Origin of the sequence: Brevibacillus brevis NBRC 100599 (genome assembly GCF_000010165.1) — a bacterium.
GTDB classification, from domain to species: domain Bacteria; phylum Bacillota; class Bacilli; order Brevibacillales; family Brevibacillaceae; genus Brevibacillus; species Brevibacillus brevis_D.
In genome coordinates this window covers 5,096,104-5,122,390 of record NC_012491.1, presented here as the reverse complement: position 1 = coordinate 5,122,390, position 26,287 = coordinate 5,096,104, and the positions used below count along the sequence as shown (strand labels likewise).

Below are 26,287 nucleotides of genomic sequence, written 5' to 3'. Positions count from 1 at the left end.
AGGGAAAACATGCTACCAAAAGAAAACAGCGGTCAGAGTAGGTGGCGGTTATGTTAAAATGGAAGAACCGTACATAGGAGAGGAGAGAGTTTGGTGGAACTCCGCGGTATTTTGCAAGGACTAACACACGAGTACCATGGAGGGGACAAGCCGGTAGACTACTATTTGAATATCGGCGGGTATCGCCTTCCGCTTAATGAATGGCTGGGCAGTGAATTGACGATTTCGTTTTTAGGCGAAAAAAATTGCATTGCCTGTGGCCGCAAAACAAACAAGACGTTTAACAGCGGGTATTGCTATCCCTGTTTTACCAAGCTGCCGGAAAATGACTTATGCATCGTCAAGCCGCATGAATGTCATTTTGACTTGGGGACTTGCCGGGACGAGAGCTTCGGCGAGAGATATTGCATGATTCCGCATTTTGTCTATCTGGCAGTGTCGAGTGATATAAAGGTAGGATTGACTCGCAAGCATAATGAATTAAGACGCTGGGTGGATCAAGGCGCAATTCGCGCGATTCCGATTGCAGAGCTTCCTACTCGTCGGATGGCTGGGGAGCTTGAATTCCACTTGAGTCAGTTTTTGCCGGACAAGACCAACTGGCGCAAAATGCTCAAGGGAGATGTGAAGGAAATCGACTTGCTCGCCATGCGTGACGAAGTGTACGGTCATTTTCCTGAACAGTTTAAAGCGTTTCAATATCGCGAGGACGAATGGGTAGATATTGCTTATCCGATCTTGGAGTCACTGGATAAAATTAATTCCAAAACGCTTGATAAAGAAGAACAACTCGGCGGGCGATTGATCGGTGTGAAAGCACAGTATTTGATTTTTGAAATGGGTGTATTCCAGGTGAGGAAGCACGCTGGCTACCAAGTCGAGATCAAAGCAAAAACGTCTGCATAATGACCTGCAAACTCCTCACACTAGGACATGTGAAGGAGGATGGCAGATGGATGAGCACATCGAGTACACCATGCCTTTAACCGGGACACTGGCTGAGGCCGTGGAAGACCAGGATGTCAAGCAACTAGGGGTGCCCTTCTCGCCGCTTTCGCAAATGTGGCAGGTAAATCCTGATGTTCAGACCAATGAAGAAGAGACTGCGGATCGCAGGAGCAATGAAAGCAACTTGCCGCAATAGCAGCTTACTTATGAACGACAGCCAGAAGAACGTGATGGCTGTCGTTTTTGTTTAGCACGGTGAATACGTGAGGAGGCAGACGTATGCGAGTCTGGTTGCATTCTTTATGGGTAGCGATGGTGCTAATCGGTTGCATGTGGGGGATTTACGAAATCGGGGCAAAGCAGATCGGAAATATGAATACGAAAAAAGCAGCACTTGAAACGACGGTTATTTCTACACAAGCGAGTCAGAAGTTGGTGGACCGTGACGCCGTTGTTGAAGCGTTTGATTGGACAGACGACAAGGGTGTAGGCCTCGAGTATAACGAAGCCGAACTGTTACAAATGCAAAAAGATCCGGACAACCATAACTACAAAAAAGTTCTAAAACATCCCAGAGCGAAACAGATTCGGTGGAGATTGAGGGAATTAGAATCTGGATGGAGGAAATGCTCGTCCATTATCAAACGTATGAATTTGGAGAAGGGGCAGATCATTCCATACTTAATCATTACTTGCTGATTGAAGTGCCGGAAACTGCAGAATCTGGCGTGACGTTTTACAATACGGTAAACGTTGTCCGCTAGGTGTACTTCTTTTACAATGAAAGAAACGACGACATAAACCAAAAGCGAGGAAATGAGTATGACGATGAAAGCCTATCTATACAACAAATGTGATACATGCCGCAAAGCGAAAAAATGGCTCACGGATCAAAATATTGGCTTCGAAGAAATTCCGATCGTGGATGCACCGCCGTCCAAAGAAGAGCTACGCCAAATTTGGCAGACTAGCGGCCTCGATTTGCGCAAGTTTTTCAATGTGAGTGGTGTCCAATACCGCGAGCTGGGCTTGAAGGACAAGCTTCCTACGATGTCAGAGGATGAAATGCTTGAGCTGTTAGCTTCCAATGGCAAGCTGATCAAACGGCCTCTTATCGCAAGTGATCGCACCGTAACCCTTGGGTTCAAAGAAGAAGAACTGGAGAAGGCTTGGGGAGGGAAGGCATGATGCGCCAACCTTCCAAAAGACTGAACCATCTTTCCGCCGATATTTTTTCAGAAATGGATGCTCGCAAAAGGGAAGTTGCCAAAACAAGAACGGTATACGACTTGAGCATCGGCAGTCCTGATCAGCAGCCAGACGAGAAGCTTCTGCAAACGCTAATCCATGCTATCTGGCAACCCAACTCTTTTCGCTATCCGTTGAGCGAGGGGACGGCGGCCTTCCGAGAAGAGGTCGCCCGCTGGTATCAATATCGTTTTGGGGTGGAGCTGGCGCCGGATGGGGAGGTTCATTCCTTGATGGGTTCACAGGATGGTTTGGCTCACTTTGCTTTGGCATGGACCGATCCTGGAGATATCGTTCTCGTACCTGATCCTGGGTATCCGATCTACGAAGGCAGTCTTCACTTGGCGGGAGCGGTACCTTACCGGATGCCTTTGCGGGCAGAAAATGAATTTTTGCCAAAGCTGACAGACATTCCAGAGGAGATTGCGGCTCGTGCAACGTTTATGATTCTGAACTATCCGAATAATCCGGTTTCCGCGGTCGCTACCCTTGCCTTTTTTGAAGAGGTCGTGGCTTTTGCCAAGCGTTTTGACATTATCGTGGTTCATGATTTGGCCTATTCGGAGATGGTGTTTGACGGCTACCAAGCGCCGAGCTTTCTGCAAGTGCCGGGAGCGAAAGAAGTGGGAATTGAATTTAATTCGTTTTCCAAGAGCTTCAACATGGCAGGCTGCCGGATTGCTTACGTTGTAGGGAATGCAGACATCATCAAGCCGCTTGCGATCGTAAAATCGAATATCGATTACGGCGTCTTTTTGCCTGTACAGCAAATGGCCATTGAGGCTTTGCGAAAGGATCGGGAATCGGGTGGGGAAAACACAGTCGCGCCCGTTTACCAGGAACGGCGTGATGTGCTGCTGGGGGCATTGGCAAAGGCAGGATGGAGTATTCCATCTCCCAAGGCGACCATGTTCGTCTGGGCAGCTGTACCGAACGGCTGGACGTCACGAGAGTTTGCCTTCGCTTTACTGGAGCAAGCCGGAGTCGTGGTCGTTCCGGGAAGTGCCTTCGGTGAAGAAGGAGAAGGATATGTACGAATTGCTCTCGTCCAACCTCCTGAGATCCTGTTAGAAGCGGTGGCTGCCATTGATCAATCCGGGATTCTTCGCATGAAAACAAGTGTGTAACGGTTGAAGTCAAAAAAGAGGGGATGAGCTTTCATGCGTTTGCGCGAAGAAATGCCTAACTTTCCTGGGATTACGGAGTGGATCAACGGGCAAGCAACCAAAGCTGATTTGGCTGGAAATCCTGTTTTGGTGCACATCTGGTCCGTCAGTTGTTACATGTGCAAGGAATCGATGCCAAGCATAAATGAATGGCGAGACCAATACGCTGCTAACGGTTTGAAGGTCATTGGAATTCATACGCCTCATTCGGAAAAAGATACAGATATCGAGATGATCAAGAAGGCGATTGCAGAACAACATTTGACACACCCTATTGCAATCGATAATGATAGAAAGATAGCCGATACATTCCAGAATGAATACGTCCCCGCTTTTTATTTGTTTGACGAGGCTCTTCAGTTACGTCATTTTCAGGCAGGAGAGAAGGGTCTTCAACTGGTAAAAAAACGCTTGTTCAGAATTTTGGGGATCAAAGAGGAATCCTAGAATGTTCGTCTAATTATGTATGTGTAATGGATTGTACCCGATAGGAGGATATGTAAACGATGGAATTCCCGAAAAATCTACGTTACAGTGAAGAGCATGAGTGGGTGCGAGTAGAAGGAAACAAGGCGTACATCGGAATCACTTCTTTTGCTCAAGCAGAGCTGGGTGACATCGTGTTTGTCGAGTTGCCTGAGGTAGGCGCGACAATCCAACAGGATGAGCCGTTTGGCAGCGTGGAATCGGTAAAAACCGTTTCTGAACTGTACGCTCCTGTAACTGGTAAAGTAGTAGAAGTAAATGGCGAACTGGAAGACGCACCTGAACTGGTTAACTCTTCGCCATACGAGCAAGCATGGATGATCGTCGTCGAATTGTCTGATACAGCTGAGTTGGACAAGCTGATGGATGCAGACAAATACGAAGCGATGGTAAAAGAATAGGAAACAAAAAAGCCGGGGCTTTTGTGCTCCGGCTTTTCTTTGTGTTATGGACGAACTACTCCAACTTGAATGTTCGTACTGCATCATTAAGCTCTTCTGCCATTTTCGCGAGCATCGTTGCAGCCGAAGAGATTTCCTCCATGGAAGCGGTTTGCTCTTCCGCTGCTGCTGCAACGGTTTGAGAGTTACCGGCTGATTGCTCTGCGATTTGTGTAATATGTGTAATGGCGGATACAATCGACTGCATTTGCTGACTGATCTTGCTCATTTCCGTTGTCACTTCATTCATGCGGACAAGCAACTCCGACGTGGAGCCCGTAATTTGCTCAAATGCATTTCCTGTTGAGCGAACGAGAGTCATGCCTTCTCCCAAAATAGTAGCGCCATGATTCATTGCCGCAATTGCTGAGCCTGTGTCCTGCTGAATCACCGTGACGATGTGACTGACCTGCTCGGCGGCTGAGCTCGACTGCTCCGCCAGCTTGCGCACCTCGTCGGCTACAACCGCAAAGCCTCGTCCTTGTTCTCCGGCGCGCGCTGCTTCAATAGCGGCGTTCAGAGCGAGGAGGTTGGTTTGATTGGCGATCGTCGTGATGAGTGAGATCATTTCTCCAATCTCTTGGGAGCGTTGGCCTAGCGAATTGACAATGGTGGAGGTCTTGGCCATCTGGCTATGGATCACATCCATGTGCTCGACCGTTTTGGTTGCCATCTGATTGCCATCTGTGGCTTGGCGGTTCGCTTCTTGTGTAGAGAGATTTACATCCTCAATGCCTTTTTCCATCGTTTCGATGTGGACGGCAATCTCGTTGATAACCTCATAGCCTTGAACGGTCGCGTCCACTTGCTGCTCCGTACCGTAGGCAATTTCTTGAACGGATTGAGCGATCTGCTCTGTTGCTTTGCTCGTCTGTTCCGCACTTGCCATCAATTGTTCAGACGTAGCAGCAACCTGTTGTGCGTTGAAGCTGACTTGACCTAGCGTTTCGCGCAGGGTTGCCGTCATGGAGTTGAAGCGGTTTGCCATAACCCCCATCTCATCGGCTGTCTGAATATCCATGGAAGCGGTAAAATCGCCATTGGAGAGGCCATGCGCCAGCTGGTTGGCGCGATCGATTTGTTTGGTCAAGTATTTGCTGAAGTAATAAATGACAGCAATCATGATCAACAGACCGATCAGACTCACCGTACAAAGCTGAAAGAACAAGTCATAGAGTGGATCGGCAATTTCTTTTTCTGGCATCACGAGAGCGATTGTCCAGTTTGTATCTCCGAGCTCTTGAAAATAAACACGATTGGTGCCGTTTTCATCGGTAAACGTCTTCATTCCTGATTTCTCTTCTAGAAGAGAAGGACCGATTGCTGCCAAGGAGGCATTCTCGTCAGATTGAACGGAATGATTCATGAGCTTGTCTGCTTGAGGATGGGCGAGGTATCTCCCTTTTTGATCCACCAAAAAGGCCCAGCCTGTTTCGCCTACTTTTGTACTGGAGACGAGTTTTTCCACGTCAGTGAGTGTAATATCGTCTGTGGCCACACCCAGAAGCTTTTTATCCGGCGTGTAAAAAGGCGCGACTACCGTCACCATGGAGACCTTGGAAACCTCGTCAAAGTACGGCTCGGAATAATCGGTTTCCTTCTTGGTTGAAATACCGACCTTGTACCAGTCTTGATTTGGATAGTTATAAGAATCACTGCTGTACTCACCTGTAATGTTAACCTTCCCGTCTGTCTTAGCCCCGTAAGTAGCAACGAGTTTCTTGTTCGGGTCTAAAGCGTAAGGTTCCATGAAAATTCCCATTCCAACCGTCGTATCATTAATGAGAACAGTCTTGGACAGCAGGGAATTTAACTGCTCCAGCGAATTTGTAATAGGACCGATTTCAATAAAGCGAGCCATACTCAATGTTACCTTGCTATGGGCTTCCAATTGCTTTTCTACATTACTGCCGACCATATCTAGCTGATTATTGAGTTTGTCTTCAATTTCCCGATTCAGTTGGTCGACAGAGAACCAGAAACCGATGCCCACGACAAGCAAAAGTGTCAAGATAATGACAGGCAGGGTAATGGTCAGGGTTCGAGCACGAAGACTTTTGAAACGAAGCATGAAACCGCTCTCCTTTTGAATTTTACTAAAATGATTATTATTCCTTATTATCGGATAGATTAAGACTAGCTTTTATGATGGATTTAGGCAAATGAGGGGAAATATTCATACTAATCAGAAAATGTTGCATGAATCTAAGCAAATCGAGTAAAATGGATAAACCAAATCTTACTTCGATTTATTTATTGGTAGCATTTGCGGGTGGAGTGTTAGTGGGCATATAAGCTACAATGCGGATACAGACAAAAGTTTCGACCAAAAAACGGACATGGACGTGTTCATTTGGTGAATAGGGAGGGAGACTATATGAGTTTTTGTTGTGGTGCTGGAATGGTAGGTTCCGTAGGCTCAGTCCGTCATTATAAAACGCTTGTACACAATGTCCCGATCATGTTTTGTCCTGTATGTGACAGAATTGAGGTTCATCCTGGTATTGAGGGAGAATACGAAATTTTAGTAGAATATGCTCAGGGAGATCAGGCTCCAGAAGTGGATTTTGCTGATTTTGTGAGTGTTGACAATACATCCGAGTTGTTTGAGAATTGTACCATGACGGATGAAGCAGCCAGCTTCGCCGAAGTGTTAAAGCAGCAGATCGATATTTCGCTGGATCTGCTCGGGATCGCCAAGGAGTTGCAGGATGACGATTGGCGGGAAGCATTGATGATTCGTTTGAGACGGTTAAGCGAGCGATTGAAGCAGTACAATAAAAGAAAAGCTAATGTCGCACAAGAGCGCATGACCTGAGTTGACGTGGGAGGCAGTGTGAATGTTTCATTTGAAAGCCGTTCACCACATCGCATTGAATTGTAGTGATGTTGTGAAGGTAGCTCGTTTTTTTAAGGACATTTTGGAAGTCCCTATCCCGGAAGAGAATATGACGGAAGGAGCACCTGTCTACTTTCAAATTGGCACATACACACGGATCGGTCTTCATCCTCATGGCGGGGAAGCTGGGAAAGGCGGCGTAGGGCAAGTCGATCATCTTGCCTTCTCTGTGCAAAGCCGTGCTGAGCTGGACTATCTGGTTGATAAGCTGGAGGCAGAGAATATTTGCTATCGTGGCCCTATTACACAGCCTACCAGCTATAATTTGTATTTTGAGACACCCGATGGTCACCACCTTGAGGTGCGACTCGATAAAGACGAGTTTGATGAGTAGTATTTGCGAAAAGCATCTGCATTAAGCGGATGCTTTTTTGTGTGGATGATCTTCTTTACGGTTTAGAAGGTACCGATGAACCAACAAAGCTGGTGAGAAGAAAAAGCACAGGGCTCGCAGACCTTGACAACGCCTACTCAGTCGGAACTGCTAAAAGAGGACCACGCTTGTCGAACACTTCTTCCTTGAGAAACGTCCGCCCGTAGGGTGGCTTTGGCTCGACGGTCCTCTTTTTGCAGTGGAGACGTACAGTGAATCCCCCTTGCGGGCGTGTCAGAGTCGAAGAGAACTGTGCTTTTTCTTCTCCTCCACTATGTTGACTCAAACGGCCTTTCCTTTCTTACAATGTCGAGAAAAAGATGTCTCCCCTGACAACAGCCGACAGTGACTCTCACGCCTCGCCAAAGGATTCGACCAAACAGGCCACGAACCCAATTGAGAAGAGAGGGGTGGCGTGCAGATGATCGGAATGGGCAGACTGCTTTTTGAACTGGGTGAAAGACTGCAAGGAAAAGCACACCTGCAATTCATTACAGCAGGATGGGAGCGCAGCATCAGAATTGTAGTGGATGATTCACCATCACAGTGGCAATTGACGATAGCAAAAGGCGTTGCATCCTGGGATGTATGGACAGAAGAGCAGCCTGCCGATCTGATTATCAGGGGAGCGGAGAAACAAATGCAGATGCTGTTTGGCGGTGATGAGCTCGTCTATGTTCTAGCCAAAGAAAAGGTGCACATAGCAGGGCCATTGCGCGACCAATTGAAGCTTGATGCCATTTTGCGACTGACCTGTCGGTGAACTGTCCAATGGGCATTGTGATATAATAGGAAGAAACGGTTTTCGAGGAGGCGCTTTGATGTCTACTGTTATGTCGTTACAACAGACTGTTGCCGCACGTAAAGATGCTATTGCCGAAACATTCCGTCATCTGCATGAAAATCCGGAGATTAGCTGGAAGGAAGTAGAAACGACTCGTTATTTGGCGGAGCGCATGCGTGCCTTGGGACTGCGTGTTACGACTTTTGACGATTGTACAGGTTTAGTGGCTGAATGGGGCGAAGGGAAGCCAGTTGTTGGCTTGCGCACAGATATCGATGCTCTGTGGCAGGAAGTGAACGGTGAGTGGCGTGCGAATCATTCCTGCGGCCATGATGCTCATATGACGTTGATCGTGGAAACGGTAGAAGCATTAGTTGCCGCTGGATATCAACCGCCGGGAACGTTAAAAATTTTGTTCCAACCAGCAGAAGAAAAAGGAACGGGAGCATTGAAGCTGGTGGAGAAGGGTGTCGTCGATGACATCGATTATTTGTACGGTGTTCACTTAAGACCGATTCAGGAGATGGCAAATGGAACCGCAGGACCCGCTATCTACAACGGTGCAGCCATGTTTCTCTACGGGGAAATCACAGGAGTCGCTGCGCACGGAGCGAGACCACATCTCGGGATCAATGCGATTGAAGTAGCGGGAGCGATTATTTCAGGGCTCGGTCAAGTACATATCAATCCGATGGTGCCTACCACCGTCAAAATGACGATGCTGCAAGCCGGGGGAGAGAGCTACAACATTATTCCGGACAAAGCACGTTTTGCCCTCGATCTGCGAGCGCAGACGAATCAGGCGATGGATGACCTGGTGAATCGAGTTCGTCAAATGATCGACGGAGTCGCGATGTCTTTTCAGGCACGCATAGAGGTAGAGGCCGGGTCGCGCATGGTAGCGGCAGAGGTCGATGAGCAAGCGAAGGCATTTATGGAGCAGGCGATTATAGATGTGCTCGGTCAAGAAAATTTGCGAGCGGCGCCTGTCAGTCCGGGAGCGGAGGATTTCCACTACTATACGGTGGAGCGTCCTCATATCAAGGCGACGATGCTGGCTCTCGGATGTGATTTGGTACCAGGGCTGCATCATCCGCTGATGCATTTTGACCGCTCGGCATTGGAAAAGGGTGTGGCGATTTTGTGTCAGACAGTTGTGAAAACGTTTGAAAATACGTAAATCTTTATGCCTTGTGAGAGCAACACTAAGAGAGTAAACTCTTGGTGTTGCTCTTTTTGTGGGCAAATGTCTCTACGTACCTCACGAATAGTCGATAGACTGGTTGGTTTGTGGACAAAATACTGCTGTTGGGGAATAATACGCATGAGGAGGGTTATTCACACATTCTCCATGAGAGATTATAAAATTATGTAGCTTATTTAGCTAAATGTGATATACTAATTACAAATCGAGCGACAATTAGAAAGTCACAATAAATGATACACATTTTGGGAAGGAGATCGTTCACACATGGAAACCAATACGGTTCAAAAGCTTACTGACATTCTTGGAGCTACGAAAGTGTATCATAACTTGCCTGTAGCTAATCTTGTTGAGATGGCAGTAAAGCGTGGCGAAGGGATTTTGACCGACAAGGGGGCGCTCAATGCGCTAACAGGGAAGTTTACCGGCCGTTCGCCAAAGGACAAATTTGTGGTGGACGAAGCTTCCGTACACGATAAAATCAACTGGGGTCCGGTTAACCAACCGATCAGTACTGAAAAATTCCAAGCACTTCAACAAGACGTGCTCCAATACTTACAATCCAAAGATGAACTGTTTGTCTTCGATGGCTTTGCGGGGGCAGATACAACCTATCGCCTACCAATCCGCGTAGTGAACGAATTTGCATGGCATAACCTGTTTGCACGTCAGCTGTTCATCCGTCCGTCCGAAGAAGAACTGGCTGCGCACGAATCAGAATTCACGGTTATCTATGCACCTAATTTCAAGGCAAATCCTGCGGTACACGGAACGAACTCCGAGACTTTCATTGTGTTGAGCTTTGAGCAAAAGACAGTGTTGATCGGTGGCACTGAGTATGCTGGCGAAATGAAAAAGTCGATCTTCAGCGTAATGAACATGCTGCTTCCAGAGCGCAACGTACTCCCGATGCACTGCTCTGCAAACGTAGGCAAAGACGGAGACGTTGCCCTGTTCTTCGGATTGTCCGGCACAGGAAAAACAACGCTGTCTGCTGACCCGGACCGTTTCTTGATCGGTGATGATGAGCACGGCTGGTCTGACAATGGCGTGTTCAATATCGAAGGCGGATGCTATGCAAAATGCGTCAAGCTGTCTGAAGAAGGCGAACCGCAAATCTGGAAAGCAATCCAGTTCGGTACCGTACTTGAAAATGTAGACGTAAACGAAGCGACTCGTGTAGCAGACTACGATAGCACCAAATATACAGAGAATACACGCGCTGCGTACCCAGTGGAAGCAATTCCGGGTGCTGTGATTCCAGGCGTAGGCGGGCAACCAAATGTTATCGTCTTTTTGACAGCCGATTCGTTCGGTGTATTGCCTCCAATCTCCAAGCTGAATAAAGAGCAAGCTATGTACCACTTCCTGTCTGGCTACACTAGCAAAATGGCAGGTACAGAGCGTGGCGTAACTGCTCCGCAAACAGAGTTTTCTACTTGCTTTGGTTCTCCATTCTTGCCACTGCATCCTGTCGTATATGCAGAAATGCTCGGTAAGAAGATTGACGAGCGCAAGGTTCAAGTATACCTGGTGAACACTGGTTGGACTGGTGGCCCGGTAGGTGTTGGACAACGTATGAAGCTGTCCTACACGCGTGCGATGGTAACAGCAGCATTGAACGGTGAGCTGGAAAAGGTAGACTATGTAGCTGATGAGATTTTCGGGGTACAAGTGCCGACATCTTGCCCGAACGTTCCTGCTGAAGTTCTGCAACCACGCAATACATGGGCAAACAAGGAAGATTACGACAAGCAAGCAGCTGATCTGGCTGCACGCTTCATCGAGAACTTCGAGAAGAAATTCCCGAATGCAGCAGATATTGCAAATGCAGGTCCTAAAGTAAAGTAATCGAACAGGAAAGAAACGGGTAGACGATAAGGTCTATCCGTTTTTTCTTCGTGAAAACAGAAAAAACCGTCAGCCTGTGACCGACGGTTTTTATCTCATGTTACTTGTTGCCATCGAATACTTTCGAAGTATGGATTGGTACAACTTTTCCATTTGACTGTCGGAATAGAGTCAGGTAAGCTTCCGAAGGGACCCCTTCCATAGAGTGATAGCGATACATAAGTCTCTTGTTACTCTTTTCCAAAATGATCCCATTTCGAGTTATCCATTGGTGTTTTTTACAAAAAGTACCTGCGATTTAGACGGAAATGTATGTCCAAAAGTAACAAAGGGAAAAATGCTGCGGAGGCAAGAATATTTAGGAAGGATTATGCGCAAAAACAGACTTTCTAAATATAATGATATAAAAAATACAGATATGTTTCATTCCTTGATTTATAATTATTCTTATTATAAGATAGTTATTGAGAATGGATTGAGAATTTACCAACTCACTTTTGACGTGTATGGAGGGAATTCAGATGACAGCAGTACCGCATTTGCAAATAAAAAACCTTCGCGCCAAGATCGAGGACAAAGAGATCCTCAAAGGCCTGAATTTGGAGATCAAGGGCGGCGAAGTGCACGCGATCATGGGACCAAATGGTACCGGTAAATCGACATTGGCATCCACGCTGATGGGTCACCCAAAATATGAGGTAACCGATGGCGAAGTGCTGATCAATGACGAAGACTTGTTGGAAATGGCAGTAGACGAGCGCGCACGTGCAGGTCTGTTCCTGGCGATGCAATACCCGTCCGAAATCAGCGGTGTAACCAACTCTGACTTCCTGCGTTCCGCTATCAACGCGCGCCGTGGCGAAGGAAACGAAATCTCCCTGATGAAATTCATCCGTGAGATGGACAAAAAGATGAACACGCTGGAAATGGATGAATCTTTCTCCCACCGTTACCTGAACGAAGGTTTCTCTGGTGGTGAGAAAAAGCGTAACGAGATTCTGCAAATGATGCTCTTGGAGCCAGCTATCTGTATTTTGGATGAGATCGACTCCGGTTTGGACATCGACGCATTGAAAATCGTAGCGAACGGTGTAAACGAAATGCGCTCCGCAGACCGCGGATTCTTGATTATTACGCACTACCAGCGTTTGCTGAACTATGTAAAGCCTGACTTCGTACACGTCATGATGCAAGGTCGTATCGTGAAGTCCGGTGGTCCTGAGCTGGCTGAACGCCTGGAGGCAGAAGGCTACGATTGGATCAAGGAAGAGCTCGGCATCGAGGACGAAACCGTAAACGCCAACGTGTAGGATGAAGGAGGCAGCAGTGAAATGAGTGTGGATGTACAGCTACGCTTCGATTCCGAGGCGATCACCCAGTACTCCAAAGCTAATCAGGAGCCTGCCTGGTTCCTGGAAAAGCGCCTCGCTGGACTGAAGGCGGCGGGAGAGCTGGCGCTCCCTGCCTTGGAGAAAACGAAGATTGATAAATGGAATACCGTTGATTTCGATCCGTTCCAAACCACTACAAAGGTGGCAGCGGCGAATGAACTCAGCGATTTGGTAAAAGCACAAATCGATGTCGACAGCGTGAAAAACCTGTTGGTACAAAAAAATGCTTCTACCGTTTTTCAAGCAGTATCCGATGAGTTGAAGGCGCAAGGCGTGATCTTCACGACCTTTGCTGATGCTCTGCAAACACATGGCGATCTTGTGCAAAAGTATTTGCTGAACGTGATCGCACTTGATGAGCACAAGCTGACTGCGTTGCATACGGCAGTAGTGAATGGTGGCGTTTTCCTCTACGTTCCGAAAAACGTGGAAGTAGATGTTCCCCTGCAAGCTGTGTATGAAATCGCAGGCGACAACGCTCTGTTGGCTCCACATGTTTTGATCGTGGCAGAAGCGAACAGCAAAGTAACCTACGTAGATACTTATGTATCTGGCGAAGGCAAAAGCATGGTTGCGAACAGCCTAGTTGAAGTATATGTAGGCGCGGGCGCATCTGTGCAAGTAGCTTCTGTTCGTTCTCTGTCTGTAGACGTTCACGACTATAGCTTCCGTCGTGCAACTGTTGAGCGCGATGGAAAAATGGAATGGATTTTGGGTGAGATGAACGATGGCAACACCGTTGCTAACAACACCACTATCCTCAAGGGAACTGCTTCGATTGCAGAGACCAAATCCATTTCTGTAGGTACTGGTTCCCAACGCCAAAACCTCACTTCCCAAGTTCAGCATATCGGCACGCACACAGAGTCTGACATGGTGAGCAAGGCTGTTATGACGGATGAAGCAGTGAGTATCCTAAACGGTATCACGAAAATCGAAAAAGGCGCTGAAAAGGCAAACGGCGTACAGGCGGAAAACATCCTGATGCTGAGCGATAAATCTCGCGGTGATGCCAACCCGATCCTGTTGATCGATGAGGATGACGTTAAAGCGGGTCACGCAGCTTCGGTAGGACGTTTTAGTGAAGAGTCTATCTTCTACTTGATGTCTCGTGGTATTTCCCGTCAAGGCGCAGAACGTCTGATCATTCTCGGCTTCCTGGAGCCAGTTGTTGCTGAGATTCCAGTAGAAGAAGTGAAAAACAGACTCCGTCAGGCGCTTGAAAGGAAGTTAGGCTAATGAACGCCAAGGAGCTTCGGAAATATTTTCCCATCCTACACCAAGAAGTAAACGGACATCCGCTCGTTTATTTGGATAATGGTGCAACCTCTCAAAAACCGATTCAGGTTATCGAGGCGATGGATAAATACTACAGGGAGTATAACTCCAATGTGCACCGTGGCGTGCACACCTTGGGTAACATAGCGACAGACGGGTACGAAGGCGCGCGTGAAAAAGTACGCGCCTTCATCAACGCCCGTGAAGCCGCAGAAATCGTCTTTACGCGTGGTACGACCTCTGCTTGTAATACGGTAGCGTACGGCTATGCTCGCAAGTACCTGGGGCCTGGAGATGAAATCGTGACCACATTGGTGGAGCATCACGCCAATTTCATTCCATGGCAGCAGGCAGCCAAGGCGACCGGAGCGACCTTTAAGTTCATTCCGCTGGCAGAGGACGGAACCGTTACTCTGGAAGCGGTCAAGGAAACGGTTACGGACAATACCAAACTTGTTGCCATTCACCATGTTTCCAACGTATTGGGGGATACTACCCCAATCAAGGAAATTGCTCAAATCGCCCATCAGCATGGCGCACTTTTGTTTGTTGACGGCGCGCAGGGTGCTCCACACAAGAAAATCGACGTCCAGGATTTGGATTGCGATTTTTATACGTTTTCGGCGCACAAGATGGCTGGCCCGACAGGCGTAGGTGTCCTGTACGGCAAGCGTGAAGTGCTGGAGCGTGTGGAGCCGATGGAGTTCGGCGGAGAAATGATCGACTATGTGGATATGTACGATTCCACGTGGAAGGAGCTTCCTTGGAAATTTGAAGGAGGAACTCCGATCATCGCAGGAGCTATCGGATTGGGAGCAGCGATCGACTTTTTGGAAGAGATCGGTATGGACAATATCGAGCGTCATGAAAAACATCTCGTCAAGTACGCGATGGAACAAATGCGTGAGATAGAAGGATTGAAGATTTACGGCCCACAGCAGGACCGCAGCTGTTTAATTACATTCAACCTGGATACAGTACATCCGCATGACCTGGCGACGGTGCTGGACAGTTACGGAATCGCAGTTCGTGCCGGTCATCACTGCGCACAACCGCTGATGCGTTGGCTGAATGTGACGGCTACCGCTCGGGCAAGCTTCTACCTGTACAACACAGAAGAAGAAGTAGATGTGCTGATCGCGGGCTTGAAGAAGACGAAGGAGTATTTCGGCAATGTCTTCTCTTGATGATTTATACCGCCGCGTCATTATGGATCACTACCAGAAACCGCGCAACCGCGGCAAGCTGGAAGAATCCGACGGACTCATTGTGAATTTGAATAACCCGACCTGTGGCGACAGCATCTCGCTCTCCTTGAAAGTGGAGGATGGCAAAGTGGTGGACGCGAAGTTTCTTGGTGAAGGCTGCTCAATCAGTATGTCATCTGCATCCATGATGACGGATGCTGTCAAAGGCAAGCCAGTAGCAGAAGCACTGGAGCTGTCGCAAAAATTCTCCGATATGATGCAAGGCAAAGAAGTGGATGACTCGATTGATCTTGGTGATATCGAAGCTTTGTCTGGCGTAGCCAAGTTCCCAGCGCGAATCAAGTGTGCGACATTGGCTTGGAAAGCATTGGAGCAAGGTGTCAAACAGGCGGAGCAGGAATAGGGATAGGTAAGGGACATGAACACGAAGGAGTGAGCAACGATGGCTGTTAAAGGCCCAGAAATACAGGAGTATCAGTACGGCTTTCACGATAAGGACGTTTCTGTATTCCGTACCAAAAAGGGTTTGACTCGCGAGATCGTCGAAGAAATTTCGAAGATCAAGGATGAGCCAGCATGGATGCTGGAATTCCGTCTAAAAGCATTGGACATCTTCAACAGCATGCCGATGCCAAAATGGGGCGGCGATCTGGACGACCTCGATTTTGACAGCATCACCTACTACGTAAAGCCTTCTGAAAAGCAAGGCCGTAGTTGGGATGAGGTGCCGGAAGAAATCAAGGCAACCTTTGACAAGCTGGGTATTCCAGAAGCAGAGCAGAAGTTCCTCGCAGGTGTATCTGCCCAGTACGAATCTGAGGTAGTTTACCACAACATGCAGGAAGACCTGGAAAAGCTAGGCGTTCTCTTCTGCGACATGGATTCTGCGGTGAAGCTTCACCCAGAAATCGTGAAAGAATACTTCGCGACAGTGATTCCTCCAGCAGACAACAAGTTTTCTGCACTGAACTCGGCAGTATGGTCCGGTGGTTCCTTCATTTACGTTCCAAAAGGCGTAAAAGTAGAAACTCCACTGCAAGCATACTTCCGCATCAACTCCGAGAACATGGGTCAATTCGAGCGTACGCTGATCATCGCTGATGAAGATTCCTTTGTTCACTATGTAGAGGGCTGTACAGCTCCAATCTACAGCACGGATTCCTTGCACTCCGCTGTTGTAGAAATCATCGTAAAAGAACGCGCTCGCTGCCGTTACACCACGATCCAAAACTGGTCCAACAACGTATACAACCTCGTTACGAAACGTGCGGTTGCATACGCGGATGCGAACATGGAATGGATTGATGGTAACATCGGTTCCAAGCTGACGATGAAATACCCAGCTGTTATCATGAAAGGACCTCGCGCGAAAGGTACCGTTCTTTCCATTGCAGTAGCAGGAAAAGGACAACACCAAGACGCAGGTGCGAAAATGATTCACCTGGCGCCAGATTGCACGTCGACGATCATTTCCAAGTCGATTTCCCGTGATGGCGGAAAAGTAACCTACCGTGGTCTGTCGCAGTTTGGACGCAAGTCGGAAGGCTCCAAGTCCAACATCAAGTGCGATACGCTGATTTTGGATAAACTGTCCACGTCTGACACGATCCCGTACAACGAGATCATGAACGACAGCATCACGCTTGAGCACGAGGCGACTGTATCCAAGGTATCCGAGGATCAACTCTTCTACCTGATGAGCCGCGGTTTGTCAGAAGCAGAAGCAACTGAGATGATCGTAATGGGCTTCATCGAGCCATTCACAAAAGAATTGCCGATGGAGTACGCGGTAGAGATGAATCGTCTCATTAAGTTTGAGATGGAAGGTTCTATCGGATAATCGTTTCGATAACGTGTAAATACGTGTCTGATTCGTTCAGACACGTATTTTTTTGTGCCCTTGCTTTATGTAATCCGCTAGAGGGCTGTTTTTACGAGGACAAACCGAATTTCCATAATAAGATCATAAATAACCCCATCGGAATGACCCAAAGTAAAGGAATGGCATTGAGCGCGTAACTCGTTTTGAATTTTAACTTGTGATAGCAGTACCAGCTGCCTAACGCTGAGGTAAGTAGTACAAGCGGATACGATAGGATCGTATAGAACATCCCTGGCGCTCCCGTATCATATTCATCTTCAGGTAAAAGGACAATGGTAAAAAAAACAGAAATGGCCCAAGCCAATAAGAAAATGGCATAGATGCTTTGACTAATAGAAAGGACGAGACAAGCTGTCTTGTTTTTCATAAGTGCCTGGTTCCTCCTAAAAAATGGAATTACTAATTAACAAGACGAGAGGAGATAGAAAAAGTAACAATAACAATTGGACAGATATCAAAGTCACCCGTCCTCCCAAGAAGACGGTTTTTTTGCTTGTTATCATTTTCATGTTATTCCGTTCGTCCAACTTGCAAAATACCTTACTAATTAAGTAAATTAAGCTAATACCAATCATGTTAGCAATAAACACCGACAATAATGACCGGGGAAATACGAGAGTTGCTGATCGCAAAAGTTATAGCTGATAGAGGGAGGATGAACCATGAAGGTTTTAGTAGTGGAAGATGACAAGACCATTGCAGAGGGTTTGCACTATTCGCTTTCCAGTGAGGGCTATGAAGTAGTTCTTTGCGAAGGAAAACAAACTGCACTCGAAGCAATTAAACAGCAACGTTTTGATCTATATTTACTCGATCTGACTTTGCCAGATGGTAATGGCTATGAGATTTGCGAATATGTAAAAGAAAATCAGGATGCCCCTGTCATCTTCTTGACGGCGTGTGATGATGAAATCAATGTGGTTCGGGGGTTAGATATGGGAGCAGACGACTATATCACAAAGCCGTTTCGTATCCGGGAGCTGATTAGCCGAATGAAGTCATCCCTTCGACATTACCAAAAAGAGCCCAACCTGTCTGACAAAGTGAGGGTTGGAAATGTAGTCGTAAATACAAAACTGGCTAAAGTGTACAAAGGAACCGAGGAAGTGATGCTGACTGCTTTAGAATACCGTTTACTATTGGCATTCATAAATAATAGAGGGCAAGTTCTGTCGAGAAATCAGTTGTTAGAGGGTATTTGGGATCTAGATGGAAACTTTATCAATGACAATACCCTATCGGTTTACATTAAGCGGCTTCGAGAAAAGTTGGAGGATGATAGCCAGAATCCCAAAGTGATAGAAACCGTTCGCGGTCTTGGCTATCGAATGAGTGGAAGTCATGTTTAAAAATAAAGAAATACAGAAGCTATGTCTGTATAGCCTTGTTATTTCCATCATGGGGATCGCAATTCTTTGGATGATCGACTGGAAAGCGGGGATTGTGGGAGTTGCTATGGTATTTCTGCTCCTTTCCACTTTTTTCGTGTTTACCCGCAAACGTTATCAGGACATCAGTAAGCTCGCTTATTATTTGGCTTCTGTCTATTCTGGCCAACCCACGATGGATATTAGGGATAACGTTGAGGGTGAATTGAGCATTCTGAAAAATGATATTTATAAAGTCACATTAACATTGTCCGAGCAGTCTACTCTTCTGAAAAAAGACAAACAATACATGGCAGATACTCTTTCGAACATCTCCCATCAACTAAAAACGCCACTTGCCTCCATGTTTGTCATGGCTGATTTGTTAAACAACCCGAGTCTGCCAAAAGATAAGAGGGAGGAGTTCTTGGGCAAGATTATCAATCAGTTGAAGCGTATTGAATGGCTCGTGACTTCATTGCTCAAGCTTTCCAAAATCGAAGTGCAGAGCGTTATTTTCAAGAAGGAACTCGTATCTGTCAAAAAAATGATAAACAAGGCATTAGAACCGCTCCTTGTCCCGATGGAATTAAAAAATCAGGAGCTCTCTTTTTCCTGTAAAGAAGACCTTTTCGTGTATGGAGATGAAAACTGGACGGTAGAAGCCATTTTGAACGTAATGAAAAACGGGATTGAGCATACGCCAGTTGGGGGACGTATTGCCATTTCGTGTGAGGAAACACCCTTGTTTACACAAATTGTCATTTCCGACAGTGGCGAGGGGATTAGCCCGGAAGATGCTCCACACATTTTTGAACGATTTTATAAAGGGAAGAATGCGGGAGCGGATAGTATTGGAATAGGGCTAGCCATGTCTAAAACAATCTTGCAAAGTCAAAACGCCGATGTGTTTATGGAAAGCCAGATGGGTGTAGGTACAACATTCAAAATCAAATTTTACAAGCAAATCATTTAGATGACAAAATTGTAAGAATGAATGTCACCGACGAGACATGTTTGGCAGCTATTCTAAACGTAATAACTTATCTGGGAGGATCATGATGGAGATTTTGCGAGTAGAGAACCTGTCAAAAACGTACGGTGATGGCGAAACAGCTGTTACTGCACTGAACGATATCTCATTTTCCGTACAAAAAGGGGAGTTTGTTGCGATCATTGGACCTTCTGGTTCAGGTAAGTCTACCCTTCTGCATATTCTGGGGGGCGTTGATACGCCCACATCCGGTAAAGTGATCGTTGACCAGACTGATATGTACGCGATGGATGAAACGGCACTGGCCATCTTCAGACGCAGACAGATTGGGCTTATCTATCAATTCTACAATCTGATCCCTGTCCTTACTGTGGAAGAAAATATTGCCTTGCCATTGCTGTTGGACGGTAGAGAAGTAAATCAAGATATCTTTTCCGGTATCGTAGAGACTCTAGGCCTTCAACAGCGATTAAAGCATCTGCCAAACCAGCTTTCTGGGGGACAGCAGCAGCGTGCGTCTATTGGCCGTGCCTTGATTAGTAGTCCCGCCATTGTATTGGCTGACGAGCCTACGGGGAATCTGGACAGCAAAAACAGTGCTGAGATTGTGAAGCTCTTGAAAAAATTACACAAAGAACGGCATCAAACTCTGATTGTTATTACACATGACGAAAACATTGCCTTGCAAGCGGACCGTATCATTGGCATTTCGGATGGCAGGATTTCTAGAGATGAGGTGATCAGGCGATGAATATCGTAAATCAGCTCACCTTACGTTATATGAAGAAGAATAAGAGCCGTACCCTTGTGACAATCATTGGGGTTGTCATTTCAGTCGCAATGCTTACAGCAGTATTTTCGATTAGTAGTTCTTTCATGGATATGATGCAAAGAAACGCGATTACCTACTCTGGTAAATGGCAGGCAGCTTTTCTCAATGTTACAGGAGAAGATGTTGCGGTTATTACAAATACGGAAGCCATTGAAAGATACGATATTGACCAGAAGCTCGGATTTGCACGACTTTCTAACTCTCCAAACAGCGTGAAGCCCTATTTGTATATTACGGGACACAGTAATCACGATGTCGTAGGGGTGAGCCTAATTGATGGGCGGTTGCCTCAGAATGAAAATGAACTGGCACTTTCATCGGAGTATCTTCGAACCGCAGGTGTAAGCTTGAAGGTTGGAGATGTAGTCACTTTAAATTTTGGTGATCGTAGCTTGAATGTAGATGGGCAGAGCGAGACGTTGGGCGACAATGATGTCTACCAATCAAAGGAAGTCTTTACGCCTACAAAGACGAAAACATACACGATTACCGGGATTGTTCAAGCACCAGCTAAAGAGCAGGAAGTAATGGCTGCATACCGTGCATTTAGCGGTCTTTCCGAAGGTGATTTAGAGGAGGGTTCTCCCTACACGGTAAGCGTTGAATATAAGGATTTTAAAGGTTTAGGGAATGACATTTACGAAACGAGTGACGCGATTGCTAGTAAGGTAAGCGGAGTAAAGGATCAAGTTAAATCGAATGGAGTAAAAATCAAGTACAATCGGGACCTGTTGCTTTATTCCGGGATTTCGAACGATTCCCACTTTCTTAACACGATGTACCTAGCAGTTCTTTCCGTTGGAATTATCATTTTGATTGGATCTGTCTCACTCATCTACAACGCGTTTGCGATCTCGCTTTCAGAGCGTAGTCGCACTTTAGGAATGTTATCTAGCGTAGGGGCAACCAAACAACAAAAAAGGGCTTCCGTATTTTTTGAAGCTGCTGTGATCGGGGTCATAGCGATTCCAGCTGGGTTGTTTTTTGGGTCCATTGGCATTGGGGTTACTCTCCATTTGCTCAGTCCATTCATTCAAAAAATGCTTTTTGTTAGTGAACCGATACGATTGGTGATAGAGCCGTACAGTATGATTGCGGTCGTTTTGTTTTCCATTTTGACATTGCTCATTTCTGCATGGTTACCAGCAGTGAGGGCATCGAAAATTACACCGATAACTGCGATCCGCCAGACCAAGGATATCGAGATAAAAGGAAAAGATGTTCGTACATCCAATATGACCCGGAAGTTGTTTGGATTTGAAGCGGAACTAGGATTGAAAAATCTGAAAAGGAATAAACATCACTATCGCTCAACTGTCTTTTCTCTTGCGATCAGTGTAATCCTGTACCTAGCAGCTTCTTCTTTTTCGTTGTATATGGATAAGTCCTATAATATGGCACAAGCACCGCTACCATATGATTTGTCAGTAAACGCAAGGGGAGCCGATCTGGAAAGAGTAAGGTCATTAACAAATGAATTGATGTCCGTCAAGAACGCAACAACAAAAGTGAAGACCCAACTTATCGGTGCTGATCTAATCCTCAACGAAAACGAGGTTACCACAGACATCTCCAGTCGCCATACTCTTAATCCTGATGGGAAATACTTCATGTCTGCAGACATTGTTTCTCTTGATGAGGCCTCTTTTGCAGCGTACCTGCAATCCGCGGGGATTGATGCAAAGAAATTGGAAGGTGACGAGATTTCTGCAATACTTGTCAATCGGTTCACCTTGAAAGAAGAACATAATTTTACAGATATCTCTCAACTAACAGTCCAAGAGGGATCAGAACTACCTCTCACTTTGAATGAAGGAGCTAAAGTCCGAATTGCTTCTATCACGGATAAACATCCACCTTTTATGCTACGATACCAGGAATATGCTTTTACGGTTACATTTGTTGTTTCTGAACGAGACTTTGACAAGTTCCGAGAACGAGGTAACGCTATGCTGTCTGAGCAAGTTACCAGCGAAGTTCAATTTACAACAGAGCAGTCTGCGGCATTGGAAAATGAAATAAACCCGATTATTAACAAATATCCAGATGTACATGTCTATACGAACAATCTGATTGAGGAGCGTAAGGATGCAATGAATCGCGCCACAGTCACATCCGTATTCCTTTATGGGTTTGTAGTTCTCATCGGACTCATTTGTATGGCAAATATTATCAACACGATTTCGACAGGGATGGCCTTGAGAAAACGTGAATTTGCGATGTTGGCTTCCATTGGTATGACGCCAAAGGGCATGAAGAAAATGCTACGCTTCGAAGGATTCTTTTATGGAATGAAGTCGCTTATTTACGGTTTACCGATTAGTTTATGCGTAATGTTTTTCATCTACAAAAGCTTTAGCCGTAATTTTGAATTCGCTTTTACGGTGCCTTGGGCGGATCTTATCATTGCAGGGCTTGGTGTGTTTTTTATTGTGGGGACGACGATCTTTTATGCAAATAGAAAATATAAAGAATACAGTATCGTTAACTCGTTGAAGAACGAAAACATTTGATCGAAGCATGCAAGTTCGAGATAGAAGGTTCTATCGGATAATTGTTTTGTAACGTGTAAATACGTGTCTGATTCGTTCAGATACGTATTTTTTATTAATATAGTGGATCAAGCACAGCGAGGAAAAAATGAAAACCCGACCATGAGATCGGGCAAAAGAAATCCTTCTATGAAGCTATCCAATCGATGACAAACGCAATGGACATAACTGCGATGTAAGTGTATTCCTGAAACTTTTTAAACACGGGAACACCTCCAAAAGCGTTTCCTAAATCATACCATGTCAAAGTTGTAATGATCGAGTCAGTTTCACTTATGACGCTGTCTTACTATTGAGTATAAAAAGATAAGCAAACATCCAATAAGACTTACACAGCTTATCAATGTATCGTATGGATGGTAATTGTACTTCAAATCCTGAATTGTGTTCACACTCCATAGTAGGATGGGGATTACAAGAAAATAATGCAATTTTGCATCATTAACAAACCTGATATAAACAAGAGCAAGGATAGTAGAAATGCTAAAAATCTGAAGGAAAGCTTGCATTTCATCGAATGAAATTGTTACTGGAATGTCACTTGCAAGAAGCATTTGCTTACACCAAAGAAGAAAGAACCAGCCAGTTGCTAAAATGCCCATTGTGAGCTTCAAAAATAATTTCATAGATAAATGACTCCCTGTATTCAAGTTGATATATAAGAGAATTATCACCGTAGTTCATAATTACTCATCGTGAGGAGGTGGAGGGTCAAAGTAATAATCTAATCCGACAATCCCCCAAAAAATGATGAATGTGAACAATACATACAGCCATCTTTTACGAAGGGACTGGGAATTTACGATAAACCCCCAACTAAGTAGGGGCAGTGCTATCAGTAGGATTGATACGAAGTCGGACATGCGGAATTCACTCCTTCACGTTTTATTACGTAAATGGGGAATATTGGTTACTTGCCATTAACTTTAGTTAGACGACGAATGAATAGACATTCTACTTTAAGCTGTATGAGTTTTACGCCGATGGCAACGAAGCTTAAGGTGAAGTACCAAGGAAAAAACATGACGGTTTTGGTGAAAGTCACGAAATAAACAAAAACAATGCCCTCGGGATAACCGGGGGCTTTTTTGTACGTGTTCAAACATGTACATTCACCCCGCACAATGATAAAATGTTCGTATATACAAGATAGCGCTGCCTACCATCAACGAAGTATGCCTACGTATCCAGGCATGCTTTTTTCGGGCGAGCACAAACCTTTTACAAATGCGCTGTTGCCCTTCTATGAATAGGTAGCTGTAAAGGTTTTCATACTTACTGGAGCGGGGTTGCACATATGATAGTGGTAAAGCAATTAATGGATCATTGCCACCGCTTTTTTGGGAGTCAAGGCGATCTGTATCAATCCGAGGATGCGGATATCCTGGTTGCCGTCTATCCGGCTACGCGCAAGCGAGGATGGTGGACGTACGCCACACTTGAGCTGCACAAGATGGGGGCTACAGAGTACCTCGCCTATTCCTATCAGTTTGAGCAGAGAATGATCACACATTTGGCAAGAATAGCAGCCCAGGTAATTCGTCAGTGGGAGAGTCAATCTACCCGCTTGGAGTCTGGAAGCGTCTTTTCGCTTGGGGATACAATCGTGGAAAAATCGGTTTTGAATCATATGGTACTGACCCCTGCCTATTATGAAGAGGCTGGACTTGAATATTATACAAACGGCAAGGACGTAATCAGGTTCATGATGCTTCATGCCATCGCGGATTCTGAAGCAAAGTTTTTGGAACAATATGGACTTATAGCATTACAGGAATGGTTAGCGCACTCCGGTGTCGATTCCCTGAATGTTACGCGTACGCCTGCCATCTGAGAAGGGAGCGAGCGAAATGTCAGCGATTCGCTTGAGAGTCACCGTAGTAGTTGAACACGAAGGGAAAGTCCTCCTCATCCGTGAGCAGACACAACGAGGCATCTTTTACAACCTGCCAGGGGGAATCGTAGAATATTTAGAGGCGATTCCAGACGCGGCGAAAAGAGAAGTGATGGAAGAGACCGGACTCCTCGTGGAGATGGAGCGATTGATCTGGATAGACGATCGGATCGATCAGGAAGGGAACGGAAAGCATACAGTCGGAGTAGGAGTTCTGGCGAAGCTCGTCGGTGAAGAGACAAACCCAACGCCAGGTGGTATTGTCGATGAAGAGATCGAATGGGCAGGCTGGGTCACGCTAGACGAGTGGAAACAACTGCCGAACGACCACAAAACACGCCCGGATCAAGTCAAGCAAGTCTTGTCTGATCCCACTTATCAACCGATGTACTTGGGAAATATGCTGAGCCGGGCAGAATAAAAACAAGAGACACCGCCCTTTTCCTAGTGAGAGGAGCGGTGTTTCTTTTTCTTACGCTTTTTGCTGTACGGAAGCTTTTCTTCCTTTTGCGACAGCCAACACGACAATGACAGCGGAGAGAACAGCACCGAGTGTCAATGGCTCTGACAGGAGGAGCCAGGCTGCGATGATTGATAAAAAGGGTTGAAGGTATTGAATTTGACTGACCTTGGAGACGCCGCCGATTGCCAGGCCGTGATACCACGCGAAAAAACCGAGGAACATACTAATCACGCTAATATAGCCAAAACCGAGCCAGACAGGCCAAGTGGCTTGTTTTAAGTCAGTGAGCAAAGGACCTGTGAGCGGAACGACGAGAAAAGGAAAGGCAAAGATCAACGACCAACTGATGACCTGCCAGCCACCCATTGTCTTGGAGAGCTCACCGCCGACAGCGTATCCGATAGCCGCACTGATGACCGCCCCGAGCAAGGCGAGATCCGCCCATTGGAGGGCACCAAAGCCAGAACTGATCGCGTAGGCGAGAATCGTCACACAGGCGATCACACTGGAAATCCAATACTTCCGGGTGGGGCGTTCTCCTGAAAAAAATATCGCTGCGCCAGCTGTGGCCAATGGCAATAGTGCGATGATGACTGCGCCATGCGTAGCGGGTACTCTTTCCATCGCCCACGACGAGAAAAACGGGAAGCCTGCTACTACTCCGGCGGATACGAGAAACAGTTTCTTGGTCTCTTGCCAGGTGGGAAACGGAACTCGTTTTAGTAGGAGCACCAAAGCAGCCAGTACAGCCGCGACCAACGCTCGTCCCAGCCCTGCCGAGAGGGGAGAGAGTACGGTAACAACCATCTTCGTTACAGGCAAGGTCAAGCTGAAGCTAAGCACCCCGATGAAGCCATATAGCAAGCCCATTTTCTCTGTATGCAGCTGGTCAGAAGTGATTGGCTGCTCTTTTGGTAGGACTTGCTTCTCGATAGGAAGCTGTGTGCTCATCCGAATCCCATCCTTTGTCGATTAAAAGTTTGTGTTGTTTCATCTTAGAGGCGACCGAGTATAAACGGTAGAGCCA

The 26,287-nt window shown here is 46.3% G+C and carries 26 protein-coding genes; 23 read left to right on the top strand and 3 right to left on the bottom strand.

The genetic code is table 11. From position 1 onward, the window contains the following. Nucleotides 1-93: 93 nt before the first annotated feature. From BBR47_RS24355 to gcvH, 7 genes are all read left to right on the top strand, one after another. Entirely contained in the window at nt 94-906 is an 813-nt protein-coding gene (locus tag BBR47_RS24355) for a DUF2797 domain-containing protein (RefSeq protein WP_015893105.1), read from the top strand. Nucleotides 907-952: 46 nt separating this feature from the next. Beyond that, nucleotides 953-1,144 (top strand): hypothetical protein, encoded by a 192-nt coding sequence (locus BBR47_RS24350; RefSeq protein ID WP_015893104.1) that lies wholly within the window; start codon nt 953-955, stop codon nt 1,142-1,144. An 83-nt stretch (nt 1,145-1,227) separates the two neighbouring features. Then, nucleotides 1,228-1,647: a hypothetical protein gene (locus tag BBR47_RS24345; protein WP_015893103.1), complete on the top strand. Its 420-nt coding sequence runs from the start codon at nt 1,228-1,230 to the stop codon at nt 1,645-1,647. A 123-nt stretch (nt 1,648-1,770) separates the two neighbouring features. Beyond that, nucleotides 1,771-2,136, top strand: a complete 366-nt coding sequence (locus BBR47_RS24340; protein ID WP_041749627.1) for an arsenate reductase family protein — start codon at nt 1,771-1,773, stop codon at nt 2,134-2,136. Then, complete coding sequence (locus BBR47_RS24335; RefSeq protein ID WP_041749626.1) at nt 2,133-3,323, top strand: aminotransferase class I/II-fold pyridoxal phosphate-dependent enzyme; 1,191 nt, start codon at nt 2,133-2,135, stop codon at nt 3,321-3,323. The genes BBR47_RS24340 and BBR47_RS24335 overlap by 4 nt, the downstream gene beginning before the upstream one ends. Nucleotides 3,324-3,356: 33 nt before the next feature. Continuing rightward, nucleotides 3,357-3,809: a redoxin domain-containing protein gene (locus BBR47_RS24330; protein ID WP_015893100.1), complete on the top strand. Its 453-nt coding sequence runs from the start codon at nt 3,357-3,359 to the stop codon at nt 3,807-3,809. A gap of 59 nt (nt 3,810-3,868) precedes the next feature. Further along, nucleotides 3,869-4,249: a glycine cleavage system protein GcvH gene (gcvH, locus tag BBR47_RS24325; protein WP_007726364.1), complete on the top strand. Its 381-nt coding sequence runs from the start codon at nt 3,869-3,871 to the stop codon at nt 4,247-4,249. Between the two features lie 55 nt (nt 4,250-4,304). Here the strand turns inward: gcvH and BBR47_RS24320 are convergent, their stop codons facing one another. Continuing rightward, nucleotides 4,305-6,359, bottom strand: coding sequence for a methyl-accepting chemotaxis protein (locus BBR47_RS24320; protein WP_015893099.1), 2,055 nt, complete (start codon nt 6,357-6,359; stop codon nt 4,305-4,307). A 306-nt stretch (nt 6,360-6,665) separates the two neighbouring features. On the opposite strand from BBR47_RS24320, the gene BBR47_RS24315 reads away from it, so the two are divergent. The 10 genes from BBR47_RS24315 (at nt 6,666) to sufB (ending at nt 17,116) form a co-directional block, all read left to right on the top strand. Then, nucleotides 6,666-7,106: a hypothetical protein gene (locus BBR47_RS24315; RefSeq protein WP_007726368.1), complete on the top strand. Its 441-nt coding sequence runs from the start codon at nt 6,666-6,668 to the stop codon at nt 7,104-7,106. Nucleotides 7,107-7,128: 22 nt separating this feature from the next. Further along, nucleotides 7,129-7,521: a VOC family protein gene (locus tag BBR47_RS24310; RefSeq protein WP_007726371.1), complete on the top strand. Its 393-nt coding sequence runs from the start codon at nt 7,129-7,131 to the stop codon at nt 7,519-7,521. A 460-nt stretch (nt 7,522-7,981) separates the two neighbouring features. Then, nucleotides 7,982-8,323: an SCP2 sterol-binding domain-containing protein gene (locus tag BBR47_RS24305; protein WP_015893098.1), complete on the top strand. Its 342-nt coding sequence runs from the start codon at nt 7,982-7,984 to the stop codon at nt 8,321-8,323. Between the two features lie 58 nt (nt 8,324-8,381). Next, a complete protein-coding gene (locus tag BBR47_RS24300) occupies nt 8,382-9,524 on the top strand; it encodes a M20 peptidase aminoacylase family protein (protein ID WP_041749625.1) in 1,143 nt (380 codons plus the stop codon). A gap of 291 nt (nt 9,525-9,815) precedes the next feature. Next, nucleotides 9,816-11,399: a phosphoenolpyruvate carboxykinase (ATP) gene (gene pckA, locus BBR47_RS24295; protein ID WP_015893096.1), complete on the top strand. Its 1,584-nt coding sequence runs from the start codon at nt 9,816-9,818 to the stop codon at nt 11,397-11,399. A 521-nt stretch (nt 11,400-11,920) separates the two neighbouring features. Beyond that, the gene (gene sufC / locus BBR47_RS24290; protein WP_015893095.1) at nt 11,921-12,709 is read left to right on the top strand and encodes a Fe-S cluster assembly ATPase SufC; all 789 of its coding nucleotides are present in this window, start codon (nt 11,921-11,923) and stop codon (nt 12,707-12,709) included. 21 nt (nt 12,710-12,730) lie between these two features. Then, a complete protein-coding gene (gene sufD, locus BBR47_RS24285; protein ID WP_015893094.1) occupies nt 12,731-14,029 on the top strand; it encodes a Fe-S cluster assembly protein SufD in 1,299 nt (432 codons plus the stop codon). Further along, nucleotides 14,029-15,255 (top strand): cysteine desulfurase, encoded by a 1,227-nt coding sequence (locus BBR47_RS24280; protein ID WP_015893093.1) that lies wholly within the window; start codon nt 14,029-14,031, stop codon nt 15,253-15,255. The genes sufD and BBR47_RS24280 overlap by 1 nt, the downstream gene beginning before the upstream one ends. Further along, the gene (gene sufU / locus BBR47_RS24275; protein ID WP_015893092.1) at nt 15,242-15,679 is read left to right on the top strand and encodes a Fe-S cluster assembly sulfur transfer protein SufU; all 438 of its coding nucleotides are present in this window, start codon (nt 15,242-15,244) and stop codon (nt 15,677-15,679) included. Before BBR47_RS24280 ends, sufU begins: the two co-directional genes overlap by 14 nt. A 39-nt stretch (nt 15,680-15,718) precedes the next feature. Then, nucleotides 15,719-17,116, top strand: a complete 1,398-nt coding sequence (gene sufB, locus BBR47_RS24270; protein ID WP_015893091.1) for a Fe-S cluster assembly protein SufB — start codon at nt 15,719-15,721, stop codon at nt 17,114-17,116. A gap of 91 nt (nt 17,117-17,207) precedes the next feature. Here sufB and BBR47_RS24265 read toward each other — a convergent pair whose 3' ends face one another. Further along, complete coding sequence (locus BBR47_RS24265; RefSeq protein ID WP_015893090.1) at nt 17,208-17,525, bottom strand: hypothetical protein; 318 nt, start codon at nt 17,523-17,525, stop codon at nt 17,208-17,210. A 295-nt stretch (nt 17,526-17,820) separates the two neighbouring features. On the opposite strand from BBR47_RS24265, the gene BBR47_RS24260 reads away from it, so the two are divergent. From BBR47_RS24260 to BBR47_RS24230, 6 genes are all read left to right on the top strand, one after another. After that, complete coding sequence (locus BBR47_RS24260) at nt 17,821-18,507, top strand: response regulator transcription factor (RefSeq protein ID WP_015893089.1); 687 nt, start codon at nt 17,821-17,823, stop codon at nt 18,505-18,507. After that, nucleotides 18,500-19,501 (top strand): sensor histidine kinase, encoded by a 1,002-nt coding sequence (locus BBR47_RS24255; protein ID WP_015893088.1) that lies wholly within the window; start codon nt 18,500-18,502, stop codon nt 19,499-19,501. The genes BBR47_RS24260 and BBR47_RS24255 overlap by 8 nt, the downstream gene beginning before the upstream one ends. Before the next feature lie 85 nt (nt 19,502-19,586). Then, nucleotides 19,587-20,270, top strand: coding sequence for an ABC transporter ATP-binding protein (locus BBR47_RS24250; protein ID WP_015893087.1), 684 nt, complete (start codon nt 19,587-19,589; stop codon nt 20,268-20,270). Beyond that, nucleotides 20,267-22,864, top strand: coding sequence for an ABC transporter permease (locus BBR47_RS24245; protein ID WP_015893086.1), 2,598 nt, complete (start codon nt 20,267-20,269; stop codon nt 22,862-22,864). Before BBR47_RS24250 ends, BBR47_RS24245 begins: the two co-directional genes overlap by 4 nt. A gap of 1,336 nt (nt 22,865-24,200) precedes the next feature. Beyond that, nucleotides 24,201-24,737, top strand: coding sequence for a suppressor of fused domain protein (locus BBR47_RS24235; RefSeq protein ID WP_015893084.1), 537 nt, complete (start codon nt 24,201-24,203; stop codon nt 24,735-24,737). A 16-nt stretch (nt 24,738-24,753) separates the two neighbouring features. Next, the gene (locus tag BBR47_RS24230) at nt 24,754-25,218 is read left to right on the top strand and encodes an NUDIX domain-containing protein (protein ID WP_026133939.1); all 465 of its coding nucleotides are present in this window, start codon (nt 24,754-24,756) and stop codon (nt 25,216-25,218) included. A 51-nt stretch (nt 25,219-25,269) separates the two neighbouring features. Here BBR47_RS24230 and BBR47_RS24225 read toward each other — a convergent pair whose 3' ends face one another. Beyond that, a complete protein-coding gene (locus BBR47_RS24225; RefSeq protein ID WP_015893082.1) occupies nt 25,270-26,211 on the bottom strand; it encodes a DMT family transporter in 942 nt (313 codons plus the stop codon). Between the last annotated feature and the right edge of the window lie 76 nt (nt 26,212-26,287).

Coding starts and splice junctions, on each gene's coding strand:
- BBR47_RS24350 (WP_015893104.1), top strand. CDS start 953: ATGGATGAGCACATCGAGTACACCATGCCTTTAACCGGGACACTGGCT.
- BBR47_RS24345 (WP_015893103.1), top strand. CDS start 1,228: ATGCGAGTCTGGTTGCATTCTTTATGGGTAGCGATGGTGCTAATCGGT.
- BBR47_RS24340 (WP_041749627.1), top strand. CDS start 1,771: ATGACGATGAAAGCCTATCTATACAACAAATGTGATACATGCCGCAAA.
- BBR47_RS24335 (WP_041749626.1), top strand. CDS start 2,133: ATGATGCGCCAACCTTCCAAAAGACTGAACCATCTTTCCGCCGATATT.
- BBR47_RS24330 (WP_015893100.1), top strand. CDS start 3,357: ATGCGTTTGCGCGAAGAAATGCCTAACTTTCCTGGGATTACGGAGTGG.
- gcvH (WP_007726364.1), top strand. CDS start 3,869: ATGGAATTCCCGAAAAATCTACGTTACAGTGAAGAGCATGAGTGGGTG.
- BBR47_RS24320 (WP_015893099.1), bottom strand. CDS start 6,359: ATGCTTCGTTTCAAAAGTCTTCGTGCTCGAACCCTGACCATTACCCTG.
- BBR47_RS24315 (WP_007726368.1), top strand. CDS start 6,666: ATGAGTTTTTGTTGTGGTGCTGGAATGGTAGGTTCCGTAGGCTCAGTC.
- BBR47_RS24310 (WP_007726371.1), top strand. CDS start 7,129: ATGTTTCATTTGAAAGCCGTTCACCACATCGCATTGAATTGTAGTGAT.
- BBR47_RS24305 (WP_015893098.1), top strand. CDS start 7,982: ATGATCGGAATGGGCAGACTGCTTTTTGAACTGGGTGAAAGACTGCAA.
- BBR47_RS24300 (WP_041749625.1), top strand. CDS start 8,382: ATGTCTACTGTTATGTCGTTACAACAGACTGTTGCCGCACGTAAAGAT.
- pckA (WP_015893096.1), top strand. CDS start 9,816: ATGGAAACCAATACGGTTCAAAAGCTTACTGACATTCTTGGAGCTACG.
- sufC (WP_015893095.1), top strand. CDS start 11,921: ATGACAGCAGTACCGCATTTGCAAATAAAAAACCTTCGCGCCAAGATC.
- sufD (WP_015893094.1), top strand. CDS start 12,731: ATGAGTGTGGATGTACAGCTACGCTTCGATTCCGAGGCGATCACCCAG.
- BBR47_RS24280 (WP_015893093.1), top strand. CDS start 14,029: ATGAACGCCAAGGAGCTTCGGAAATATTTTCCCATCCTACACCAAGAA.
- sufU (WP_015893092.1), top strand. CDS start 15,242: ATGTCTTCTCTTGATGATTTATACCGCCGCGTCATTATGGATCACTAC.
- sufB (WP_015893091.1), top strand. CDS start 15,719: ATGGCTGTTAAAGGCCCAGAAATACAGGAGTATCAGTACGGCTTTCAC.
- BBR47_RS24265 (WP_015893090.1), bottom strand. CDS start 17,525: ATGAAAAACAAGACAGCTTGTCTCGTCCTTTCTATTAGTCAAAGCATC.
- BBR47_RS24260 (WP_015893089.1), top strand. CDS start 17,821: ATGAAGGTTTTAGTAGTGGAAGATGACAAGACCATTGCAGAGGGTTTG.
- BBR47_RS24255 (WP_015893088.1), top strand. CDS start 18,500: ATGTTTAAAAATAAAGAAATACAGAAGCTATGTCTGTATAGCCTTGTT.
- BBR47_RS24250 (WP_015893087.1), top strand. CDS start 19,587: ATGGAGATTTTGCGAGTAGAGAACCTGTCAAAAACGTACGGTGATGGC.
- BBR47_RS24245 (WP_015893086.1), top strand. CDS start 20,267: ATGAATATCGTAAATCAGCTCACCTTACGTTATATGAAGAAGAATAAG.
- BBR47_RS24235 (WP_015893084.1), top strand. CDS start 24,201: ATGATAGTGGTAAAGCAATTAATGGATCATTGCCACCGCTTTTTTGGG.
- BBR47_RS24230 (WP_026133939.1), top strand. CDS start 24,754: ATGTCAGCGATTCGCTTGAGAGTCACCGTAGTAGTTGAACACGAAGGG.
- BBR47_RS24225 (WP_015893082.1), bottom strand. CDS start 26,211: ATGAGCACACAGCTTCCTATCGAGAAGCAAGTCCTACCAAAAGAGCAG.